General features: G+C 71.3%; 19 protein-coding genes. 5 read left to right on the forward strand and 14 right to left on the reverse strand.

The genetic code is table 11. The annotated features are described in order from the left end of the window. Nucleotides 1-64: 64 nt before the first annotated feature. Complete coding sequence (locus AC3A3J_RS01210) at nt 65-442, forward strand: hypothetical protein (RefSeq protein ID WP_487670530.1); 378 nt, start codon at nt 65-67, stop codon at nt 440-442. A 142-nt stretch (nt 443-584) separates the two neighbouring features. Here AC3A3J_RS01210 and AC3A3J_RS01215 read toward each other — a convergent pair whose 3' ends face one another. The 7 genes from AC3A3J_RS01215 to AC3A3J_RS01245 all read right to left on the reverse strand — a co-directional run bounded on the left by AC3A3J_RS01215 (nt 585) and on the right by AC3A3J_RS01245 (nt 10,257). Then, nucleotides 585-1,775 (reverse strand): hypothetical protein, encoded by a 1,191-nt coding sequence (locus AC3A3J_RS01215; RefSeq protein ID WP_487670531.1) that lies wholly within the window; start codon nt 1,773-1,775, stop codon nt 585-587. A gap of 56 nt (nt 1,776-1,831) precedes the next feature. After that, nucleotides 1,832-3,061: an ornithine--oxo-acid transaminase gene (gene rocD, locus AC3A3J_RS01220; protein ID WP_487670642.1), complete on the reverse strand. Its 1,230-nt coding sequence runs from the start codon at nt 3,059-3,061 to the stop codon at nt 1,832-1,834. A gap of 14 nt (nt 3,062-3,075) precedes the next feature. Then, nucleotides 3,076-3,954, reverse strand: coding sequence for a dimethylargininase (gene ddaH, locus AC3A3J_RS01225; protein ID WP_487670532.1), 879 nt, complete (start codon nt 3,952-3,954; stop codon nt 3,076-3,078). 337 nt (nt 3,955-4,291) lie between these two features. Further along, nucleotides 4,292-4,792 carry a hypothetical protein gene (locus AC3A3J_RS01230; protein ID WP_487670533.1) on the reverse strand — a complete coding sequence of 167 codons (501 nt, stop codon included), beginning with the start codon at nt 4,790-4,792 and terminating at the stop codon, nt 4,292-4,294. Between the two features lie 238 nt (nt 4,793-5,030). Next, complete coding sequence (locus AC3A3J_RS01235) at nt 5,031-8,711, reverse strand: proline dehydrogenase family protein (protein WP_487670534.1); 3,681 nt, start codon at nt 8,709-8,711, stop codon at nt 5,031-5,033. A 185-nt stretch (nt 8,712-8,896) separates the two neighbouring features. Beyond that, a complete protein-coding gene (locus AC3A3J_RS01240) occupies nt 8,897-9,457 on the reverse strand; it encodes a hypothetical protein (RefSeq protein WP_487670535.1) in 561 nt (186 codons plus the stop codon). Between the two features lie 239 nt (nt 9,458-9,696). After that, nucleotides 9,697-10,257: an acyl-CoA thioesterase gene (locus AC3A3J_RS01245; RefSeq protein WP_487670643.1), complete on the reverse strand. Its 561-nt coding sequence runs from the start codon at nt 10,255-10,257 to the stop codon at nt 9,697-9,699. Between the two features lie 130 nt (nt 10,258-10,387). Between AC3A3J_RS01245 and AC3A3J_RS01250 the strand changes: the two genes are divergently transcribed. Continuing rightward, on the forward strand, nt 10,388-10,894 hold the full coding sequence (locus AC3A3J_RS01250; RefSeq protein ID WP_487670536.1) for an N-acetyltransferase family protein: 507 nt from the start codon (nt 10,388-10,390) through the stop codon (nt 10,892-10,894). A 144-nt stretch (nt 10,895-11,038) separates the two neighbouring features. On the opposite strand, the gene AC3A3J_RS01255 is transcribed toward AC3A3J_RS01250, so the two are convergent. The 3 genes from AC3A3J_RS01255 to AC3A3J_RS01265 all read right to left on the reverse strand — a co-directional run bounded on the left by AC3A3J_RS01255 (nt 11,039) and on the right by AC3A3J_RS01265 (nt 14,735). Further along, nucleotides 11,039-12,325 (reverse strand): cytochrome b/b6 domain-containing protein, encoded by a 1,287-nt coding sequence (locus AC3A3J_RS01255; protein ID WP_487670537.1) that lies wholly within the window; start codon nt 12,323-12,325, stop codon nt 11,039-11,041. A gap of 663 nt (nt 12,326-12,988) precedes the next feature. After that, on the reverse strand, nt 12,989-13,957 hold the full coding sequence (locus AC3A3J_RS01260) for an electron transfer flavoprotein subunit alpha/FixB family protein (protein ID WP_487670538.1): 969 nt from the start codon (nt 13,955-13,957) through the stop codon (nt 12,989-12,991). Between the two features lies 1 nt (nt 13,958). Continuing rightward, entirely contained in the window at nt 13,959-14,735 is a 777-nt protein-coding gene (locus AC3A3J_RS01265) for an electron transfer flavoprotein subunit beta/FixA family protein (RefSeq protein WP_487670539.1), read from the reverse strand. Nucleotides 14,736-14,857: 122 nt separating this feature from the next. Between AC3A3J_RS01265 and AC3A3J_RS01270 the strand changes: the two genes are divergently transcribed. The 3 genes from AC3A3J_RS01270 (at nt 14,858) to AC3A3J_RS01280 (ending at nt 16,393) form a co-directional block, all read left to right on the forward strand. Then, nucleotides 14,858-15,394, forward strand: a complete 537-nt coding sequence (locus AC3A3J_RS01270) for a MarR family winged helix-turn-helix transcriptional regulator (protein ID WP_487670540.1) — start codon at nt 14,858-14,860, stop codon at nt 15,392-15,394. Nucleotide 15,395: 1 nt separating this feature from the next. Beyond that, nucleotides 15,396-15,887, forward strand: coding sequence for an SRPBCC family protein (locus tag AC3A3J_RS01275; protein WP_487670541.1), 492 nt, complete (start codon nt 15,396-15,398; stop codon nt 15,885-15,887). Between the two features lie 62 nt (nt 15,888-15,949). After that, nucleotides 15,950-16,393 (forward strand): YdeI/OmpD-associated family protein, encoded by a 444-nt coding sequence (locus AC3A3J_RS01280; RefSeq protein ID WP_487670542.1) that lies wholly within the window; start codon nt 15,950-15,952, stop codon nt 16,391-16,393. A gap of 44 nt (nt 16,394-16,437) precedes the next feature. Here the strand turns inward: AC3A3J_RS01280 and AC3A3J_RS01285 are convergent, their stop codons facing one another. The 4 genes from AC3A3J_RS01285 to AC3A3J_RS01300 all read right to left on the reverse strand — a co-directional run bounded on the left by AC3A3J_RS01285 (nt 16,438) and on the right by AC3A3J_RS01300 (nt 20,878). After that, nucleotides 16,438-17,214 carry an enoyl-CoA hydratase-related protein gene (locus AC3A3J_RS01285; protein ID WP_487670543.1) on the reverse strand — a complete coding sequence of 259 codons (777 nt, stop codon included), beginning with the start codon at nt 17,212-17,214 and terminating at the stop codon, nt 16,438-16,440. 61 nt (nt 17,215-17,275) lie between these two features. Further along, nucleotides 17,276-18,163, reverse strand: coding sequence for a 3-hydroxyisobutyrate dehydrogenase (mmsB, locus tag AC3A3J_RS01290; protein WP_487670544.1), 888 nt, complete (start codon nt 18,161-18,163; stop codon nt 17,276-17,278). Further along, nucleotides 18,160-19,344 (reverse strand): acyl-CoA dehydrogenase family protein, encoded by a 1,185-nt coding sequence (locus tag AC3A3J_RS01295; protein WP_487670545.1) that lies wholly within the window; start codon nt 19,342-19,344, stop codon nt 18,160-18,162. The genes mmsB and AC3A3J_RS01295 overlap by 4 nt, the downstream gene beginning before the upstream one ends. 34 nt (nt 19,345-19,378) lie before the next feature. After that, nucleotides 19,379-20,878, reverse strand: coding sequence for a CoA-acylating methylmalonate-semialdehyde dehydrogenase (locus tag AC3A3J_RS01300; protein WP_487670546.1), 1,500 nt, complete (start codon nt 20,876-20,878; stop codon nt 19,379-19,381). Nucleotides 20,879-21,140 lie beyond the last annotated feature (262 nt).

The following is a 21,140-nucleotide window of genomic DNA, read 5'->3' on the forward strand; positions in this document are numbered from 1 at the left end:
GGGGGCGAGGGGGACGATGTCAACGGGGTGACCGAAGGGCTGGTGCGGGCGTATTTTCTCGCGCATGGACGACAACAGCACTCCGCACCCGCAGGACCCGGCCGAGGGCGCCGAAGGCGCCGGCGTGCCCGGGACGAGCGGTCAGGGCGGCGCGATCCAGGGTGACAGCTCGCACGGCGACTCGCCGCGCGGACCGATCCAGGGCGACGCCGACGAAGACCACACCGACGACAACGGCAACCAGGGCGCAGCACAGGGCGGTGCGATCCAGGGCGACAGCTCGCACGGCGACTCGCCGCGCGGTGCCATCCAGGGTGACGCCGGTCCCGGCCGCGAGGCCGACCTCGGGGGCGACGCGACCACCGCGGCGCAGCTCGACGCGGACAACCCGGCCGAAGAGGACACGCTCAAGACCCTCGACCCCGAAGACCCGCCCGCGTAGTCCCCAGCTACCGGGCGAGCGCCGTCCCCAGCGGCGCGCGAACACCTCCTCGCCGGCGAGTGATCCCCTTCTCGCACATGACGCAGGGGGTGTTTCGCACGTGCGGCGTCAGTCCATCGGCGGCCTCAGCTCAGCGACAAGCTCACTCCAGGGGCGGCCACTCGTCGAAGCGGTAGGTGCGCCCGAGCCCGAGGCTCTCCTCATCGCTCCAGCCCATCTCGTTCCCCAGCTCGTAGGTGTCGCCCCACCACTGGGGGCTCTCGAGCTCGATCGACAGGCGGTTGTTCGCGGGGTACACGGTCACCCGCAGGCGGTGGCCCTCGGCATCCGTCCATCCGTCGCCGTACTCGGGCGGCATCCATCCCGCGTCGCGCAGCGCGTCATCGAACCGGTCGCGGTCGAAGTCGGCCGGAGCCTCGTCGAGGGAGAACCGCACCTGGAAGGTGTAGCACTCGACGTCGGCCTGCCGGCACTCCCACGGGCGCGTGCCGAACCCCACGGAGCCGACCCACTCGCCGTCCTCGGCGCGCAGCCGCCAGCCGTCCTCGGCGATCAGCTCGCGCACCTCCGACAGCCGCTGCTGCGTGCGCTCGTAGTTCTGCTGCGCGCGATCCGCCTGCGCGGAGATCGGCATGGCCTCCACCTCGGCGACCGTGTCGCCGGAGGCATCCGGCTGGGCGGCCGTGACCTCGACGCCCACGACCACCGTCGCCACGAACAGGGCGGGAACGAGGAACGCGCTGATCCAGGCGACGACGACCCACGGCCGCTCGGAACCGCGCCCGGTCGCCATCGTCGGCTCGGACGACGGCGCAGCGGATGCCCGTGGCAGCACGATCGCGATGATGAGCACGGCGAGCCAGGCCGCGATGGCGACGCAGATCGCGACGACGTACAGCCCCTGCTCGTAGTCGACCGACAGCGGCACGGTGAGCATGCTGCGCAGCAGTGACATGAGGGGGCCGGAGTCGCCGGCATCCTGCATGGTGAGCGTGAGGGCGACCCACCCCCACCAGTTGACGAACAGCAGCCCCACGATCGGGGCGGGCGTCGTCGTGTGCCCGCGCTTGCGCAGGAGGAAGCGCGGCAGGGCTCCCAGCAGGCCGGCGGCCGGGATGAAGATCGGCGAGGCGAAGAGCAGCAGCAGCGTTCCCCATCCGCCGACGCCGAGGAAGCCGTGCAGCACGAAGAACGCCGGCAGGATCCAGTTCATCCACGGCCAGACCGCCCAGACGAACGCCTGGATGCCGGACGGGCGCGACCTCGGCTGCGGCTGCGGCAGATGCCAGGGCGGCGCACCGGCCGCCACCGATTCCGGATTCTGATATGCCATGACTCCCCCTCCGCCGCCAGCCTAGCGAGCGCACGGAGGGGGAGCGGATGCTGGCGCTATGCGCCGAGCACGACCTTCAGCTGCTCGACCGCCCAGTCGAGCTCGGTCGCGCGGATCACGAGCGGCGGAGCGATACGGATGGTCTGGCCGTGGGTGTCCTTCACGAGCACGCCGCGATCGAGGAGCTTCTCCGCGATCTCCCGGCCGGTGCCCTTCGCGGGGTCGATGTCGACGCCCGCCCACAGGCCGGCGATCCGCACCTCGGTGACGCCGTGGCCGATCAGCGGCTCGAGCTTCTCGGCGAGGTGGGCGCCGAGGGCGCGGGCGCGCTCCTGGAACTCGCCCGTCTGCAGCATCTCGACGACGCGCAGCCCCACCGCCGAGGCGAGCGGGTTGCCGCCGAACGTCGACCCGTGCTCGCCGGGACGGATGACACCCAGCACGTCCTCGTTGCCGACGACGGCCGACACGGGCAGCACGCCGCCGCCGAGGGCCTTGCCGAGCAGGTAGAGATCGGGCACGACGCCCTCGCGGTCGCAGGCGAACGTCTCGCCCACACGGCCGAGGCCCGCCTGGATCTCGTCGGCGACGAACAGCACGTTCTTCTCGTCGCAGATCTCGCGGATGCGGCGCAGATAGCCCTCCGGCGGGATGATGACGCCGGCCTCGCCCTGGATGGGCTCGACGAGCACCGCGGCGGTGTCGTCGGTGATCGCTGCGGCGATGGCATCCGCATCTCCGTACGGCACGACGTCGAATCCGGGCGTGTACGGGCCGAAGCCCTCGCGCGCCTGGTCGTCGTCGCTGAAGCTCACGATCGTCGTCGTGCGGCCGTGGAAGTTGCCGGCCGCGACGACGATGCGCGCGCGACCCTCGGCGATGCCCTTCACCCGGTAGCCCCAGGCGCGGGCGACCTTGATGCCGGTCTCGACCGCCTCGGCCCCGGTGTTCATCGGCAGCACCAGGTCCTTGCCGGCGAGCTGCGCGAGGGCGGCCGCGAACGGTTCCATGCGGTCGCTCATGAACGCGCGGCTGACGAGCGTCACCCGGCCGAGCTGCTCGGTGAGCGCGGCCACGAGAGCCGGATGCCGGTGCCCGAAGTTCACGGCCGAGTACGCCGCGAGCAGGTCGAGGTAGCGCTTGCCCTCGACGTCGGTGACCCAGGCACCCTCGCCGCGGGCGATCATCACGGACAGCGGGTGGTAGTTGTGCGCGACGTGCGGCTCGGCGTGCGCCTGCTTCTCGTCGACGGACTCGAGGTCCTCGACGCCCTCGGCGCCGGTCACGGCATCCACCGTCGTCACTTCGCACCCCGCAGCTCGAGCGTGCAGCACTTGATGCCGCCGCCGCCGAGCAGTAGCTCGGAGAGGTCGACCGTGATCGGGTTGTAGCCGCGCTCGCGCAGCTGCTTCTCGAAGCCGACCGCGCGCGGCGAGATGATGACGTTGTAGCCGTCGCTGGCCGAGTTGAGGCCGAACACGGCGCCGTCCTCGTCCGACACGAGGATCGCGTCGGGAAAGCGCTCCTCGAGGATCGCGCGGCTCGCGTCGTCGAACGCGCCAGGCAGGTAGGCGATGTTAGCGCGCTCGGGGCCGCCGTTCTCGACGCCCTGCACCGGGTCGAGCACCGCGATGGCGGTGTCGAGGTGGTAGAACCGCGGGTCGGTGAGGTTGAGCGAGACGACCTCGCGGCCGAAGACCTCGCCCACCTCGCGGTGGCTGTCGCCGGTCGAGCGGAACCCGGTGCCGGCGAGGATCACGTCGCCGACGAGCAGGAAGTCGCCCTCGCCCTCGTTGACCTCCTGCGGCATGACGGTGTCGTAGCCGTTCGCGCGGAACCACTCGGCGAACGCGGGGGCCTCGCCCTGACGCTCGACGAAGCGGAACTCGGGCACGTAGGCGCGACCGTCGATGAGGAATCCGCCGTTGGCCGTGTAGACCATGTCGGGGTAGCCGGCGAGCGGCTCGATGAGCTCGACCTCGTGACCCAACTCGAGGTACAGGTCGTACAGCTTCTGCCACTGCGCGACCGCATTGGCGGTGTCGGTCGGGCGCGACGGCTCCATCCAGGGGTTGATGGAGTAGTTGACCGTGAAGTGCTCGGGGCGGCACATCAGGTAGCGGCGGCGGTGCGCGGTGCGCGCGGGGGCGGACGTGACGGCGGCTTCAGGCGTCGACATGGATGCTCCTCGAATGAACGGGTGCGGCGGACGCTGTCCAGGGGCCCGGCGGTCCTTCGACCCGCTCCTCTCGCGGGAGGTGGCGGGGAAGATGCGACTCGGGCACGCCGCGTCCATTGTGCCACCCGCGGGTCGCGCGACGCCAGAGCGCCGGGTTTCCTCGCCGATTCGCGTCTCGTATGAATCCCCCTCCCCCTCCCCCGCCCCGCCCCCGCGGGTTCCCGTCGCATTTTCTGTCGCTCCGGCGGCCCGCGAGCGACAGAAAATGCGACGGGAGCAGGAGGCGCGGGGGCGGGAGGGGGCGAGGGGTCAGGAAACGCCGCGTCCGCGGCATCCATCAAGGCGTGTTGTGACCCCTCACGGACGGGGTCGCGGGTTGCGCTGCGAGGCGGGCTCGGATCTCATCCATCCAGGCGAAATCGCCCTCCCAGTGCTTCCAGAAATCGTCCTTCTTCTCCGCGTCGGTGAGGTCGTCGTAGTACGTCCAGTCACTCTCCACACGACCGGTGCGGGTGTCGATCATCCACCGGAACCGCACGGGAGACCTGCCCTGCGAGGCGAAGAGAAGGTCGTGGAGTTCACGGATCCGCGGGCAGATGAACCCGGAGTTACTGTCGAACTCCTCGTCGTCGAGAGCGTCCGCGTTGTCGATGAGCTGGGTCCCCCGGGTGCCGCACACGAAGTTGCCCTGGAGCATCAGAATCTGTCCGGACTCGTCGTCCGTCACCTTGCCCTGCACGTAGAACGTGTCGACGCGATCGGCGACCTGAGCCCACGTGAACCGCAGGATCTCGTCTTGAATCTGCGAGATCCGCTCGAGTGCGACTGCATCCGTCATTCCGTCTCCTTCGCGATGAGTCGGCGGAGTCGTCGATCACCGCCGAGTCGACCCCTCCGTCGTGACGGGTGGTGCAGGAAAACGACCTTCCGACCATTCTGCCCCCCCACCTCCCCGCCCGAAAGAGCTCCCCCCGCCCCGTTCCCGTCGCACTTTCTGTCGCTCCGGCGGCCCGCGAGCGACAGAAAGTGCGACGGGAGCAGATCTGCGAGATCTCGCTCGGCCCCGCTGACACCCCTCAGATCACGTCGGCGAACACCGGGTCGGGATTGCCGAAGCGGTGGGCGGTGATCGAGATCGCCTGCTCGTGCACGAACGGCAGCAGCTCGATACGTCCGGCCGAGGTCACCTCGCCGTCGTACACGGCGACATCGGGATCGCCCTCGACCGCGCGGGCGAGCGCCGCGTGCAGCGTCGACACCGCGTCACGCGGTCCGACCAGACGGATGCGCGAGGCCCGGGCCGCGGACGCCCCTTCGCCCTCCGCATCCGACGGCGAACGGTGGCCGCTCACTCGCGCGAGCCACTCCTCGTCCGTCTCCAGGAACACCGCCGCGTCGAGATCCCCGAGCGCGTGCCGCACCCCGGCCGGGAGCCCCGTCGAGACCGAGAGTGTGAACACCGCCCCCGCCCGCACCGCGGCGAGCACCGTGCGCAGCACCTCCTGCAGCGGAGCATCCGCCGTGGCCCGCAGCTCGACGGGCACCGGACGGTACCGGAACAGATTGCGCTCCACACCCAACCGCGAGACGTCGCGCACCTGGCCGAACTCGCGGTCCCAGGCGAGGGCATCCGAGAGCGCCGACTTGCGCAGCCACTCGAAGGCCTCGAATGCGAGCGACGGCTGAGCCGACTCGATCAGCGCGGTGATGCGCGAGTCGAGGCCGCGCAGGTGCAGGGTGCTCGACGGGGTCGAACCGGGCACAGAGCGCCACGACCCCAGCCCCAGCAGGTAGTTCGGGCCGCCGGCCTTGGCGCCGGGGCCGACCGACGAACGCTTCCACCCGCCGAACGGCTGCCGCTGCACGATCGCCCCGGTGATGCCGCGGTTGACGTAGAGGTTGCCGGCCTGCACGCGGTCGAGCCACACCGAGAGGTCCTCGGGATCCTGGGTGTGCAGGCCGGCGGTGAGGCCGTAGGCGACCGCATTCTGCATCTCGATCGCCGCGTCGAGGGACGGCGCGTACATGACCCCGAGCACGGGCCCGAAGAACTCTTCGAGGTGGAACCGCGACCCCGCGCGCACCCCCACGCGCACGCCGGGGCGCCACAGCCGTCCGCTGCCGTCGTCGTCGGGCGACAGCGCGGGCTCGACGAGCCACTTCTCGTCGCCTTCCAGCTCGCTAAGCGCCCAGGCCAGCTTGCCCTGGGGCTTCTCGATCACCGGTCCGACCTCGGCGAGCGGGTCGGTGGGGAAGCCGACGTGCAGCGAGCGCACGGCATCCGCCAGCTGCCGCGCGAACCGCTGCGACCGCCCGACGGGTCCGACGACGATCGCGAGCGATGCCGCCGAGCACTTCTGCCCCGCGTGACCGAACGCGCTCTTCGCGAGGTCGGCGACCGCGAGGTCGAGATCGGCCGACGGTGTGATGACGATCGCGTTCTTGCCGCTCGTCTCGGCGAGCAGCGGCAGGTCGGGTCGCCACGAGCGGAACAGGGCCGCCGTGTCCCACGACCCGGTGAGAATGACTCGGTCGACGGCGTCGTGAGTGATGAGCTGCTGCCCGAGGTCGCCTTCGTCGATGTCGACGAAGGCGAGAACGTCTCGCGGTACACCGGCCTGCCAGAGAATGTCGGCGATCACGGCCGCGCACCGGCGCGCCTGCGGGGCCGGCTTGAATACGACACCCGATCCCGCGGCGAGCGCGGCCAGCACGCCACCGGCGGGGATGGCGAGCGGGAAGTTCCACGGCGGGGCGACGACGGTGACGGATGCCGGCACGAACGACGCTCCCGCGATCGCATCGAGCTCGCGGGCCTTCGCCGCGTAGTAGCGCGCGAAGTCGACGGCCTCGCTCACCTCGACGTCGGCCTCGGCGAGCACTTTGCCGGTCTCGGATGCGGCGACCTCGATCAGCTCGCCGCGCGATGCCTCCAACGCGGCCGCGACCCGCATGAGCACCTCCGACCGTTCGACCGCAGGACGCGCGCCCCACCCCGACGCCGCGGCACCGACCTCGGCGACGACGCGGTCGAGGGCATCCGCCTCGTCGATGCGCGCCGCGGCGAGCACGTCGTCCCCGGCGGTCGACCCCGCGATGCGCGCACGGATGCCGGCCGCCCACTCGCGGTTCGCCGGCAGGGCCGGGTCGCTGTCGGCCGTGTTGGCGAACCCCGGGGCGCCGCCCGTCGGGTCGATGACCTCGCGCGACGAGTACACCGCGGTCTCGAGATACGCCTCGCCGTCGAAAGCGGATGCCTCGTCGGAGCCGCGCGAGATGCCCAGCACCGCTTTGGTGAGGTCGACTTCCGGCAGCGGCGCGACGGGGAGCGGCCGGACCGACTCGTGCGCGGGCGCCGAACGGTCCTGCGTGCGCCGGGGTCCGGTCGCGAGGGTCGGGTCGCTCGAGCGCTCCAGCGCGTCGAGGAAGCGGTCCTGTTCGCGCACGAACAGCGTCTCGTCCTCCCCCAGCCGGAACGCGGCCGAGAGGAAGTTGTCGCTCGACGCGTTCTCCTCCAGTCGGCGCACGAGGTAGCTGATCGCGACATCAAACTCGGCCGGCGCGACGACCGGAACGTACAGCAGAACAGGGCCGACCTCACGCGAGACCGCCTGCACCTGACCCTGCGCCATGCCGAGGAGCATCTCGAACTCGACGTGCTCGCGCACCCCGCGCTCTCCGGCGAGCAGCCAGGCATAGGCGATGCCGAACAGGTTGTGCCCCGCGACGCCGAGGCGCACGGCATCCGTATTCTCGGGCCGCAGCGCCCAGTCGAGGCAGCGCAGGTAGTTGGCGTCGGTGTCGAGCTTCGTGTCGTATGTCGCCGGTGTCCAGCCGTGCATCGTCGCCTCGACGCGCTCCATGGCGAGGTTCGCGCCCTTCACGAGACGCACCTTGATGGGCGCGCCGCCGTGGGCGACGCGGTCGCGCGCCCATGCCGTGAGCTCCTGCAGGGCGGGCAGCGCGTCGGGCAGATACGCCTGCAGCACGATGCCGGCGTGGAGTCCGGCAAGACGCGGATCCTCCAGGATGCGCGTGAACACCGCGATCGTCAGGTCGAGGTCGCGGTACTCCTCCATGTCGAGGTTGATGAAGGTGCCGTTGTCCGCCGCGGTGAGGTACAGCGGCAGCAGCCGCTCGACGACCCGATCGACGACCTCGTCGAAGGCCCACATCGAGATGTGGCTGACCACGGCCGACACCTTCACCGACACGTAGTCGACGTCGGGTCGGCGGATGAGCTCGTGGATGCCGTCGAGACGGCGCCGCGCCTCGGCCTCGCCGAGCACCGCCTCGCCGAGCAGGTTGAGGTTGAGCCGGGCGCCCGATTCGCGGATGCGCTCGATCGCGGGCCCGAGCTTCGCGGGGCGGGCGTCGACGACGAGGTGCCCCACCATCTCACGCAGCACGCGGCGCGCGATGGGCACCGTCGGGGCGGGCAGCATCGGGGCGATACCGCCGCCGAGCTTGACCGCACCTTTGAGGTACCAAGGCAGGAAGTCGGGCACGATCGGCGCGAGGCGATGCAGGCGGGATGCCGCGGCGCCGAGGCTCTCCGGACGCATCACGCCGTCGACGAATCCGAGGGTGAAGGGTAGGCCGTTCTCGTCGCGCAGCACCCCTGCGAGGCGCGCTGCCGAGGGATCGACGTCGGCCGCCGCCGCCTCGATCACCCAGCGGCGCGCGAGCTCGACGGCACGGTCGGCCAGAGGGGCGGATGCCGCGGCATCCGGAGCGGGAGACGACGACTCTGCCATGCCTCTCACCCTAGGACCGGACCCCCGTGCGGCCCCGTCGGCACGCCACGCCGGTTCCCCGCGCTCTGGGTCCGCGCCCGATTGCCCTTCTCCCCTCCGAACAACTTCGGAGTCACGGCACGCGCCGCGCCCTCTTCCCCGCACACCTTCGGAGTTTCGGCACGCCACGCCGGGCGACGGATGCCTCAAACGGGGTGTCGCGGGGCGCGCTCCGAAGTTGTGCGCGCGGCGGGCTGGGGACCGAACCAGTCGTTGGCCGAGGGCATGGTGATGAGCACGCACTGAACGGCGAGCAGCAGAGCGCCGGCGACGGCCCACCCTCCCTGCTCGGCGGCCGAGAGCAGCACGATCATCACCAGCGCCTGCATCGCGACGATCCACCGCGTCCACGCGGCCCGTCGGATGCCGCCGACGACCACCGCCGCATTGGCCGCCACCCCCGCCGCGACCCCGGCGATCCACACGGGGAGCACGTCGCTCGTCACCAGCGCTCGCTGGAGAGCGGCGATCAGCAACAGACCGCCCGCGACCCACGCCCCCACGGACACCGCGGAGATGAGGAGCGCGAGGACCATCGTCCACGGCATCCGATCGCGACCGGCCACCCGTCTCGCGGCAGGCCCGCCTTCTCCACCGGGCAACCGTTCCGCCGCCGGCATCCGCTCCTGCGGGGCGAGCATCGGCTCCCCGACCGGCACCCGCTCTGGGCCGCCATCGCGCGTCGGTCGGCTGAGCCACTCGGTCATGACACTCCCCCCTCGCCGTCGTCAGACGGCATCGGGCGGACGACGCCCGGCTCTGGGGTTCGGTCTGTCAGGGTATCGACCGGAGCAGGGCGTCTCCGCTATGGCGCACGACTTCGGATATCGCCCGCCGACACGCCACGATAGGGCGCTGCGCCACGGCGTGTCGAGACCTCACTCGGAAGTTGTGCGAGGCGTATTGATATACCGCGCCACCAGGGGAAAACAGAGGCCGGGCGGGCTCAGTTCCAGATGCTGGGCGCGGGCTGCCGCACGGGCGGGAGGGAGGAGGCCGCGGCCCAGTCGTGCACCCACGCGTCGATCTCTGGCACTCCCTCGGGCTTGCCGACCGCCGCGAACAGCTCCTCGTTCGGGACCGTGCCGCCGGTGCGGCGCAGCATGCGCGCCCGGATGATCGCCCGCGCGTACACCTCGCCCTTCACCACCGCCCGATGCTCGAGGAACAGCGCCTTGTCGTCGTGCCCGATGAACCGCGACTGCACCTCGAAGCGCTGCCACAGCTGCAGCGACTTGCGGAAGGTGATGGTCTCGCTCGACACGACCGCGTACCAGCCGCGGTCGTTCATCGCGTCGAACAGGCCGGTGCGGATGAGCAGGTCCCACCGCCCCAGGTCGAACAGCGAGAGGTACCGCCCGTTGTTCATGTGCCGCAGGATGTCGATGTCGGTCGGCAGCGTCGTCAGGCGGATGCTCGCCACCGACGTCGGGTCGAGCGCCTTGCCGCGGCGCACGCGCGCGCGGGCCCGGAGGATGACGAGGAGGGTACGCCAGATCACGTTCACGAGCATCGATCGTATTCTTCGGCGCACGATCGCCCCACATCGTTGTCGGAAACCTCCATCACCGGGCGGGGCGTCGCGCGGGGCATCCGTCCGATTTCCAGATCGCGGATGCCGCGCGTAGAGTCACCGCATGAGCGCCGAAGCCCAGCCTGAAGTCATCGTCCGCCCGGTCCGTGATGTCGACGCGGAAGCCCTCGGTCGCGTGCACGCGCAGTGCTGGCACGAGACCTACGACCACCTCATCAGCAAGGCCGCGCTCGAAAAGATCTCGCCGCGTCGCATGGCCGAGCTCTGGACGCACTGGGCCTCGCAGGGACCCGACTTCACGATGCGCGCCGCACTCGTCGACGGCGAGATCGTCGGATTCGTCGGCTCGGGTCCGGCCCGCGACAAGGATGCTCCCGCCATGCGCGAGCTGTACTTCATCTACCTGCTCGACGCGTACCACGGCACCGGCATCGGCCAGAAGCTGTTCGACGCTGCCGTCGAGAAGGACTCCTCGGTCTACCTCTGGGTCGCCGAGGACAACCCCCGTGCGCACCGCTTCTACACGCGCAACGGCTTCACCCTCGACGGAGCGACGCACACCGAGCCCTTCCTCGGCGAGACGCTGACCGAGGTGCGCTTCACGCGCTGATCCCCTCGGGCGGCACCGCCCGCGAACGAAGCCCCCGCCTGCGAGCGTCTGCAGGCGGGGGCTTCGTCGTCGGTGGGGGCTTCGTCGTCGGTGCCGGGCTTCGCCGTCAGCGCCGGGCTTCGCCGTCAGAGCCGGGCTTCGCCGTCAGCGTCCGGAGACGTTGCCGAACAGGCGCGCGATCGGCGCAATGACGACCGGGCGGGCCGCGGCCCAGCCGAGCGCCATCACCACGAGCGAGGCGATGAACACCCAGAACCCCGTCCACGTGACCGCGTCCTGCGCCGCGTACATGTGGTTGAGGTTGCGCAGGAAGCCGGTGAGCATGACCAGGGCGACGTGCGCCACGATGAAGATCACGAAGTAGATCATGATCGGGAAGTGCAGCTTGCGCGCCCACTCGACGGGGTACGCCTTCGAGAGTCGCTCGGCCTTCTTCGGCCACATGCCCGACATGCGGAACCCGGTGATCGCGGCGAGCGGTGCGGCGATGAAGACGGTCGCGAAGTAGGCGAGCTGCTGCAGACTGTTGTAGTTGTTCCAGCCGTTCTCGTGCGGCCAGTCGAACGACACGTACTGCAGGGCCGCCGACAGCGCGTTGGGAATGACCTCCCAGCTCGTCGGCACGATGCGCACCCAGTGCCCGGTGACGAACAGCAGCACCACGAAGATCACGCCGTTCACCAGCCAGAGCACGTCGAGCGCCTGGTGGAACCAGATCGTCAGGCTGGTCTTGCCCTTCGGGTTGTTCCGCGGCGTCCAGAACGCCGTCGGACGCTTCTCGTGACGGATGCGCAGGCCCGAGCGGATGATCAGCACCATCAGGAAGGCGTTGAAGAAGTGCTGCCACCCGACCCACGGCGCGAAGCCGGGCTCGACGGCGACCGCGGGGGCGTACTCGCCCGGGTACGTCGCGAGGAAGTCCTGCAGGGCGGGCAGGCTGAGCAGCGCGCGCACCAGGGCCACCGCCGCACCCGCGAGCACACCCAGCGCGGCGGCGCCGAACAGCAGAGCGATGCCTTGAGTCCATGTCGGGCGCGGACGGGCGGATGCCGCAGCCGGGGTCGCGGGCGCCGCCCGGATGCGGCGCGGCGCGCGGCCGTCCCACACCGTGCGGGGCACGGCGAGGGGTGTCGCCAGGTCGCGCGCGAGCACCGATTCGGTCGGAGCGACGGCCGTGGAAGCCGCCGGAGCCGACGCCTCAGCGGGCACGGGCTCGGATGTCGACGCGGGGGACGGCGATGCGGGCTGGACGGGCGCGGGCTGGACGGGCGCGGGAGCCTGCGCGTGGTCGGCGGCCACGGGCGACGATGCCGTGTGGACCGTGTCGGCGGGGACGGTGTCGGCGGGCGGCCAGGGCTCGCCACCCTGCGCGCGCGGCAGGCCGCGGCGGATGCCCGACGCCCGGCCCGAGGCCGCATGAGCGTCGGCCACCCTGGCAGCCGGGGAGGAGACCGCGACGCCATCGGCGGCTGCCTCTCCGGGCGCGATCACAGCGGGCACATCACTCGCAGCGGGCGCTGCCGACGCGGGGGCCTTCGGGACGCCGGCCGCATCGACGGCTCCGCCGGAGGCAGCGGACGCTCCGGCATCCGTCGTCGACTCAGCACCGGCGGCGACCGCAACGGGGGCGAGGGCGGGCGGCCACGGCTCGCCACCGGGCGTGCGCGGCAGCCCTCGACGCACTCGCGGACCACCGGCATTCTCCGCAGCCCTGGGCTCGGCAGTCCCACTCGTCGCCGCTTCTGCAGCGGCATGCGCTCCCGCTTCGGAGTCATCGGCCTCGCTCGCAGCGGCGCCCGCTTCCACTGCGGAGCCCTGGGCCTCGCCCGCAGCAGGATCCGCCCCCGGTGCGGCCCCATGAGCCCCGTGGGCGACAGCATCCACGCCCGGCTCCGCCACACCCGCAGCCCCGGCAACACCCGCTGTCTCGGCGGCATCCTGTATCGCGTGCGCGGGCCCAGCCGCGCCCGTGTCGTCGACGGGCCCCTCACTCGCCGGCAACGGCGTCTCGGGAGGCCAGGGGTCGCCGCCTGCGACGCGCGGCAGACCGCGGCGCAGCATCCGGCCTTCGCGTGCCTCAGCGACCATGGCTCCCTACTTCCGGGCTTCGAGGGCGGCGATGACCTGCGGGACGACGGTGAACAGGTCTCCGACGATACCGAAGTCGGCCACGTCGAAAATGGGCGCGTCGCCGTCTTTGTTGATCGCGACGATGGTCTTCGAGGTCTGCATACCGGCGCGATGCTGGATGGCGCCCGAGATACCCAGCGCGACGTAGAGCTGCGGCGACACCGAGACGCCGGTCTGACCGACCTGGTACGACTGCGGCACGTATCCCGCGTCGACGGCCGCGCGCGAAGCGCCCACGGCGGCACCCAGGGCATCGGCGAGCTCTTCGACCAGGGCGAACTTCTCTTTCGACGCGAGACCGCGGCCGCCCGACACGACCCGCGTCGCGCCGCGCAGCTCGGGGCGGGTCGACGTCGCAGCGAGGGCTTCGACGGGGCCGACGGATGCCGCAGCCATGCCGGAGGGCGGCACCTGCAGCGCCTCGACCTCGGGCTCCGCGACGGCTGCCGCGCGCGCCTCGACCGCGCCCTGGCGCACCGTGATGACGGGGGCACGGAACGTCGCGGCCGCATCGACGAGATACGAGCCGCCGTAGACGGAGTGGTGGGCGACGACCCCCTCCTCGTCGCGCGAGACGCCGACGACATCGACGCACAGCGCGAGCCGCGCGCGGGCGGCGAAGCGACCGGCGGCGTCCCGCCCGGCGATCGAGTGCGAGGCCAGCACGGCGTCGGGCTGCACCTGCGCGAAGGCGGCGTGCAGCGCATCGACCACGGGGACGGTCAGTAGGGTCGCGTCGCCGTCGGCGGTCAGCACGACGGATGCCCCGGCGGCAGCCGCCTGTGCGGGAGCCTCCGCCGACCCGCCGACGATCAGCGCGACGGGGGTGCCGATGGTCGAGGCAGCGCCGAGGAGCGCGGCGGTGCTGCTGGCGATGCCGCCCGACGGGTCGACGTCGACCAGCACGAGCACGGGGTTCTCGGGACGGTTCATCTCACACCAGCCTGTTCTGCACGAGGTAGTCGACGAGCTGCTGGGCGGCGTCACCCTCATCGACGATCTTCACGCCCGCCGCGCGCGGTGGCTTCTCCGACACCGCGGTCATGATCGAGCGCGGCGCGACCGCGGGGTCGGCCGAGACGCCGAGATCGTCGAGCGACACGACCTCGAGGGGCTTCTTCTTCGCGGCCATGATGCCCTTGAAGTTGGGGAACCGGGCATCCGGCATCGCCTCGGTGACCGAGATCACAGCGGGCAGCGCGGCGGTGACCGTCTGCGACCCGAAGTCGGTGGCGCGCGTGCCGGTCACGGCATCCGCCCCGATCTCGACGGCGGTGAGCGCGGTCGCCTGCGTCCAACCCAGGTGCTCGGCGAGCATGGCGGGCATCACGCCGCCGGTGCCGTCGGTCGAGAGGTTGCCGGTGATGACGAGGTCGGGCTCACCGCGGCGGATGGCGGCGGCGAGCACCTCGGCGGTGAGGCCGAGGTCGGCGCCCCGCAACTGCTCGTCGGCGATGTGCACGGCCGACGCCGCTCCGATCGCGAGCGCCCGACGGACCGAGGCGGTCGAGCCCGCCGGAGCCATCGACACGGCCACGACCTCGGTGCCCTCGTGCGCGTCGGCATAGGTCAGAGCGACCTCGAGGGCGCGTTCGGTGATCTCGTCGAGCACCAGGTCTCCCGCGGCGCGATCGGCCAGACCGGTCTCGAGATCGAGTGTGCGGTCGCCGTAGGTGTCCGGCACCTCTTTGACCAGGACGAAGATCTTCATCGAATGCTCCTCACGACTGTGTCGATTCTAGTCCTGCGACACTGCGTCTCAGGTGGGTTGAAACCCAGAACCAGCGGCCCGGCGACCCCGATCCGGCACCGCGCGGCCGGTACCGTAGAGGCGTGGCCCGTCCCCGTCCGCTGCCCGTGGATCCGCTCGCCGAGGCGAAGCGGCAGTGGCTCGCGCACGGGTGGACGGATGCGGCCGACGGCATGGCCCTGGTCACCTCGGTGATGCGGGCTCAACAGCTGCTGCTCGCGCGCGTCGACGCCGCCCTCAAGCCGTTCGGGCTGAGCTTTGCGCGATACGAGGTGCTGCGACTGCTCGGGTTCAGCCGTGAGGGTCGCCTGCCGCTGTCGAGCGTCGTCGCCCGCCTGCAGGTGCATGCCACCACGGTCACGAGCACCGCCGACCGCCTCGTGCGCGACGGACTGATCGTGCGCGAACCGCATCCGCACGACGGCCGCGCGGCCCTGCTCGCCCTCACCCCGGCCGGTCGCGACCTGGTCGAGCGCGCGACCACCGCGCTGAACGCCGAGGTCTTCTCCTCGCCCGGCATCGACGCCGAAGACGCCGCCGAACTCGTGGCGATCGTCGCGCGTCTGCGCAAGCATGCCGGCGACTTCACCGACCCGCGCCCCGCGCCCGACCCGCTCTGACATGGCCCGCTTCGTGCTCGAGACCGTGATCGCCGCGCCGGTGGCCGAGGTCTTCGCCGCCTCGCTCGACCCCGAGCTGCATGTACGGTCGATGGCGGCGCACGGCGAGACGATGGTCGAGGCCCCGGCGGGCGGCGTGTTCACCGAGGGGTCGACGGTCACCTGGCGGGCGCGGCACTTCGGCATCCCGTTCCGGCTGCGATCGCGGGTGTTCGACATCGATGCGCCGCGGGGCTTCCGCGACCGGCAGATCGCCGGCCCCTTCGCCTCGTTCCTGCACGAGCACACCTTCGCGGAGCATCCGCAGGGCACGCTCATGCGCGACGTCGTGACCTTCCGTTCGCCCTTCGGCCCGCTCGGCCGTCTCGTCGACCGCGTGGTCATGCGGGCGCATCTGCAGCGCGTGATCGCCGAGCGCAACCGCACGCTCGTCGCGGAGCTGACGCGGTCGACCGGCCCCGAGCCGCACACCCCCACACCGGAGAGCCCCTGACTCGGGGCACCCTCGGCCCTCACCCCTGTCTCGCCCTGCCCGCCCGGGCGTACCCTGTGCCCATGAGCGAACTGCGCCTCCACACCACCCTCGTGCGCCGCGGGCCTGCCGCCGCGCTCCTTCTCGACGACGAGCAGGTCGCGTCCCTCGGCGCGGGCAAGACATTTCCCGTCGCGGTGACGATCGACGGTCGTACCGCGCGACTGCGGCTGGCACGCATGGGCGGTGAGAACATGATCGGCTTCACCAAGGCCGTGCGCGCCGAGATGGGCGTCGACATCGACCAGGAGGTCGATGCGGTGATCCGCGTCGATGCCGAGGAGCGCACCGTCGAGATGCCGCCCGCCCTCGTCGCCGCCCTCGACGCCGATCCGGCCCTGCGGGCCGCGTTCGACGCGCTCAGCTACAGCGCCCGCAAGGAGCACGCCCGCTCGGTCGCCGACGCGAAACAGGACGCGACCCGCGACCGCCGCATCGCCAAGGTCGTCGACACGCTGCGCGGCTGACCCGTCGCGCCAGCCGCGCACCCGCCCCTGGTCGTCGCCGAGCATCAGCGATGGCGGAAGTCGGGCTGCCGCTTCTCGCGGAACGCGGCCATGCCCTCCTTCTGGTCGGCGGTGTCGAAGAGCGACGCGAACGCCTGCTTCTCATGAGCCAGCCCGTCGGCGAGGCTCGTCTCCATCGCCGTGTCGAGGGCGGCCTTGGCGGCGTACACCGACGGCAGCGATTTCGACGCGATGGTCTCGGCCAGCTTCTCGGCCTCAGTCGACAGGTCGGATGCCGCCACCACCCGCGACACGAGACCGATCCGCTCGGCCTCGGCGGCGTCGATGATGCGCCCCGAGAGCACGAGTTCGGCGGCCTTGTAATAGCCGATCGCGCGGATCAGGCGCTGCGTGCCGCCCATCCCGGGGATCACGCCGAGATTGATCTCCGGCTGCCCGAACCTCGCGGTGTCGGCGGCGAGGATGATGTCGCACATCATCGCGAGCTCGCAGCCGCCGCCGAGCGCGAAGCCCGAGACGGCGGCGATCACCGGCGTGCGGACGGCGGCGAAGTCGCTCCACGAGCCGAAGTGGTCGGTGGCGAGCATGTCGGCCGCGGTCATGCCCTCCATCTCCTTGATGTCGGCGCCGGCGGCGAACGCCTTCTCCGACCCGGTGACGACGATCGCGCCCACCCCGGGGTCGGCGTCGAAGGCGACCGCCGCGGCGGTGACCTCCTCCGACACCCGGCTGTTCAGGGCGTTGAGGGCCTGCGGACGGTTCAGGGTGATCCACCCCACCCGTCCGCGCTGCTCGACCAGGATCGTCTCGTACTGATTCATCGGATGCTCCGCCTCCACGTCGTCGTCGGTCCCCTCAGTCTGTCGGCTGGCGCGCACGGCGTCACACCGACCCGTCGCGGATGTCGGTGATGATGCCCGAGAAGTCGCGCCCGGCTCCGTCGCCCGCGGCGTACGCGGCGTAGAGCTGCTGGGCGAGGCGCCCCATGCGGGCATCCGTCGAGGTCTGCTCGATCGCCTGCAGGGCGAGTCCGAGATCCTTCGCCATGAGGGCGCCGGCGAAGCCGGGCCGGTAATCGCGGTTCGCGGGGCTCGTCGGCACCGGACCGGGCACGGGGCAGTTCGTGGTGATCGACCAGCACTGGCCCGAGGCCTGCGACACGACGTCGAACAGCGCCTGATGCTCGAGCCCGAGCCGCTCCCCCAGCACGAACGCCTCGGCGACGGCGATCTGCGACACCGCGAGGATCATGTTGTTGCACACCTTCGCGGCCTGCCCGAGCCCGGGTCCGCCGCAGTGCACGATGCGCTTCCCCATCGTCTCGAGCAGTGGCCTCGCCTCGGAGACATCGTCCTCGCTGCCGCCGACCATGAACGCCAGCGTGCCGTTCTCGGCACCGACCACGCCGCCCGACACGGGCGCGTCGATATTGCGGTGTCCCGCGGCGAGCGCCAGGGCGTGCGCGGCGCGAGCCTCGTCGACGGCGATCGTCGACGACTCGATGAACAGCGTGCCGGGGCGGGCGGCGGCCAGCAGCTCGGTGCGGTACGCGTCGAGCACGTGCTTCCCGGCCGGGAACATGGTGATCACGACGTCGGCGTCGGCCACGGCATCCGCCCCGCTCGCGGCGACCCGGATGCCGGCGGCCGTGGCCGCATCGACGGCGGCGGGCACGAGGTCGAAGCCGTGCACCTCGTGCCCGGCCTTCTGCAGGTTCACCGCCATCGGCAGCCCCATGTGGCCGAGGCCGAGGAAAGCGACGCGCGTCATGATGCGCTCCGCATCGAGGTCGACCCGGCGGGCCGGAGCATCTCGCGCCCGACGATGAGTCGCATGATCTCGTTGGTGCCCTCGAGGATCTGGTGCACCCGCAGGTCTCGCACGACCTTCTCGATGCCGTAGTCCTGCAGATAGCCGTACCCGCCGTGCAGCTGCAGCGCGCGGTTGGCGACGTCGAAGCCCGCGTCGGTGGCGAAGCGCTTGGCCATCGCGCAGCGCATCGTCGCATCGGGAGATTTCGCGTCGACCGCTTCGGCGCCGTCGCGCACCATGAGGCGTGCGGCCTGCAGGTCGGTGCGCATGTCGGCGATCTGGAACAGGATCGACTGCTTCTCGGCCAGCGGTTCACCGAACGCCAGGCGCTCGTGCACGTACTGCACGGCCCGGTCCAGCGCCCACTGCGCGCCGCCGAGCGAACAGGCCGCGATGTTCAGGCGCCCGCCGTTGAGCGCCGACATCGCGATGCGGAAGCCGCGGCCCTCCTCGCCGAGCAGGGCGGATACCGGCACCCGCACGCCGTCGAAGATCACCTGCCGGGTCGGCTGGGCGTGCCAGCCCATCTTCTTCTCGAGCGCGCCGAAGCTCAGCCCCTCGGCGTCGCCGGGCACGAGGAACGCGCTGATGCCGTCGGCGCCGGGCCCGCCGCTGCGGGCCATCACGACGTACACGGCGGCCTCCCCCGCCCCCGAGATGAACTGCTTCACGCCGTTCAGCACGAAGTCGTCGCCGTCGCGCACCGCGCTGGTGGCGATGTTCGCGGCGTCCGATCCCGCGCCCGGCTCGGTGAGGCAGTAGCCGCCGAAGGCCGCCATGGCGGTGAGGTCGGGCATCCAGCGGGCGATCTGCTCGTCGGTGCCGTAAGTGTCGATCATCCACGCGACCATGTTGTGGATCGAGATATACGCGGCGACGGCGGGGTCGCCCTGCGCGAGCTCCTCGAAGATCGCGACGGTGTCGGCACGGCTGAGCCCGGAGCCGCCCGACTCCTCGCGCACGTAGATGCCGCCGAGTCCGAGCTCGCCGCCACGGCCGAGTGATTCCCGGGGGAAGATGTGCTGCTCGTCGCGTTCGAGGGCGTGCGGGGCGAGCTCGGCGTCGGCGAACTCGCGGACCGCCTCGAGGATCGCCTGGCGCTCCTCGGCGGTGGTGGTGGGGACGGAGGTCATGGTCATCGTCGACTCCTCGGGTGGGCGGCTCGTGGCCGGGTCAGTGCATGGTGGGGATGACGAAGCTGGCGCCCTCGCGGATGCCGGAGGGCCAGCGGCTCGTCACCGTCTTGGTCTTCGTGTAGAAGCGGAAGGCGTCGGCGCCGTGCTGGTTGAGGTCGCCGAAGCCGCTGCGCTTCCAGCCGCCGAACGTGTAGTAGGCGATAGGCACGGGGATCGGCACGTTGACCCCGACCATCCCCACCTCGACGCGGGCGGCGAAGTCGCGCGCCGCGTCGCCGTCGCGCGTGAAGATCGCCACGCCGTTGCCGTACTCGTGCTCCGACGCCATGCGCAGCGCCTGCTCGTAGTCGTCGGCGCGGGCGATGACGAGCACCGGCCCGAAGATCTCCTCGCGGTAGATCGCCATGTCGGTCGTGACGTGGTCGAAGAGCGTCGGACCGAGGTAGAAGCCCTCCTCGTAGCCGGCGACCGAGAAGCCGCGGCCGTCGGCGAGCAGCGTCGCGCCCTCGTCGACGCCCTGCTGGATGTACCCCTCGACGCGTTCCACGGCGGCGCGCGTCACGAGCGGGCCGTAGTCGACATCGGGCGCCAGGGCCGGGCCCACGCGCAGGCGCTCGACGCGTTCGACGAGCTTGGCGGCGAGAGCATCCGCCGTCTCCTGCCCGACCGGCACGGCGACGGAAATGGCCATGCAGCGCTCGCCCGCCGACCCGTAGCCCGAACCGATCAGCGCATCGGCGGCCTGATCGAGGTCGGCGTCCGGCATGACGATCATGTGGTTCTTCGCCCCGCCGAAGCACTGTGCCCGTTTGCCGTTCACGGCGGCGGTGGCGTAGATGTACTCGGCGATCGGCGTCGAGCCGACGAAGCCGACGGCACGGATGCGGTCGTCGGTCAGCAGCGCGTCGACCGCCTCCTTGTCGCCGTGCACCACGTTGAGAACGCCCGACGGGAGTCCCGCCTCGAGGAACAGCTCGGCGAGCCGCACCGGCACCGAGGGGTCGCGCTCACTGGGCTTGAGCACGACCGCGTTACCGGCGGCGAGCGCGGGCCCCGCCTTCCACAGCGAGATCATCGCGGGGAAGTTGAACGGGGTGATGGCGGCGACCACGCCGAGCGGCTGCCGCATCGAATACACGTCGATGCCCGAGCCTGCGTCGGTGGAGTACTCACCCTTGAGCAGATGGGGCGCGCCCGCGGCGAACTCGACGACCTCCAACCCGCGCTGGATGTCGCCCTTCGCGTCGTCGACGGTCTTGCCGTGCTCGCTCGCCAGCATCTCGGCGAGCGACTGCATCTCGCGCTGCACGAGGTCGAGGAAGCGCAGCAGCACGCGCGCCCGCTTCTGGGGGTTCGTCGCCGCCCATCCGGGCTGTGCGGCCTCGGCGACGTCGATCGCCGCGCGAACCTCGTCGGCCGAGGCGAGGGGCACGCGAGCCTGCACGGCGCCGGAGCTCGGGTCGAACACGTCGGCGAAGCGCCCCTCGGTCGGAGCGTGGAGCGATCCGCCAAGGAAATGGGGAATGGTACGAGTCATTGTGTGACATCCCTTCGTGCCGTCGTTGGCACAAGAGGAGTTTACTTCGATGGCCGCACATTTACTAGGGCGTCCATGTATTAACGACCGGGCGCGTTTCGGGTGTTCGCGCGGCGTTCACCGACGCGTCACCTGCGCCGACTACACCTGTACGTGCGCGGACGGACTCAGACCGGATCGGGTAGTCACAGGTTTCCGCGCCACGGAGAGCGCATCGCGCTCCCGAGCCCCCGCCGAATCGGGTCGGCGGGGGCTTCTCCAT

Source organism: Microbacterium sp. Soil_N32 (genome assembly GCF_057655505.1).

Coding starts and splice junctions, on each gene's coding strand:
- AC3A3J_RS01280 (WP_487670542.1), top strand. CDS start 15,950: ATGAGCGAACTGCGCCTCCACACCACCCTCGTGCGCCGCGGGCCTGCC.
- AC3A3J_RS01230 (WP_487670533.1), bottom strand. CDS start 4,792: ATGACGGATGCAGTCGCACTCGAGCGGATCTCGCAGATTCAAGACGAG.
- AC3A3J_RS01210 (WP_487670530.1), top strand. CDS start 65: ATGGACGACAACAGCACTCCGCACCCGCAGGACCCGGCCGAGGGCGCC.
- AC3A3J_RS01260 (WP_487670538.1), bottom strand. CDS start 13,957: ATGAACCGTCCCGAGAACCCCGTGCTCGTGCTGGTCGACGTCGACCCG.
- ddaH (WP_487670532.1), bottom strand. CDS start 3,954: ATGTCGACGCCTGAAGCCGCCGTCACGTCCGCCCCCGCGCGCACCGCG.
- AC3A3J_RS01275 (WP_487670541.1), top strand. CDS start 15,396: ATGGCCCGCTTCGTGCTCGAGACCGTGATCGCCGCGCCGGTGGCCGAG.
- AC3A3J_RS01215 (WP_487670531.1), bottom strand. CDS start 1,775: ATGGCATATCAGAATCCGGAATCGGTGGCGGCCGGTGCGCCGCCCTGG.
- AC3A3J_RS01240 (WP_487670535.1), bottom strand. CDS start 9,457: ATGACCGAGTGGCTCAGCCGACCGACGCGCGATGGCGGCCCAGAGCGG.
- AC3A3J_RS01265 (WP_487670539.1), bottom strand. CDS start 14,735: ATGAAGATCTTCGTCCTGGTCAAAGAGGTGCCGGACACCTACGGCGAC.
- AC3A3J_RS01285 (WP_487670543.1), bottom strand. CDS start 17,214: ATGAATCAGTACGAGACGATCCTGGTCGAGCAGCGCGGACGGGTGGGG.
- AC3A3J_RS01250 (WP_487670536.1), top strand. CDS start 10,388: ATGAGCGCCGAAGCCCAGCCTGAAGTCATCGTCCGCCCGGTCCGTGAT.
- AC3A3J_RS01295 (WP_487670545.1), bottom strand. CDS start 19,344: ATGACCATGACCTCCGTCCCCACCACCACCGCCGAGGAGCGCCAGGCG.
- AC3A3J_RS01300 (WP_487670546.1), bottom strand. CDS start 20,878: ATGACTCGTACCATTCCCCATTTCCTTGGCGGATCGCTCCACGCTCCG.
- AC3A3J_RS01235 (WP_487670534.1), bottom strand. CDS start 8,711: ATGGCAGAGTCGTCGTCTCCCGCTCCGGATGCCGCGGCATCCGCCCCT.
- mmsB (WP_487670544.1), bottom strand. CDS start 18,163: ATGACGCGCGTCGCTTTCCTCGGCCTCGGCCACATGGGGCTGCCGATG.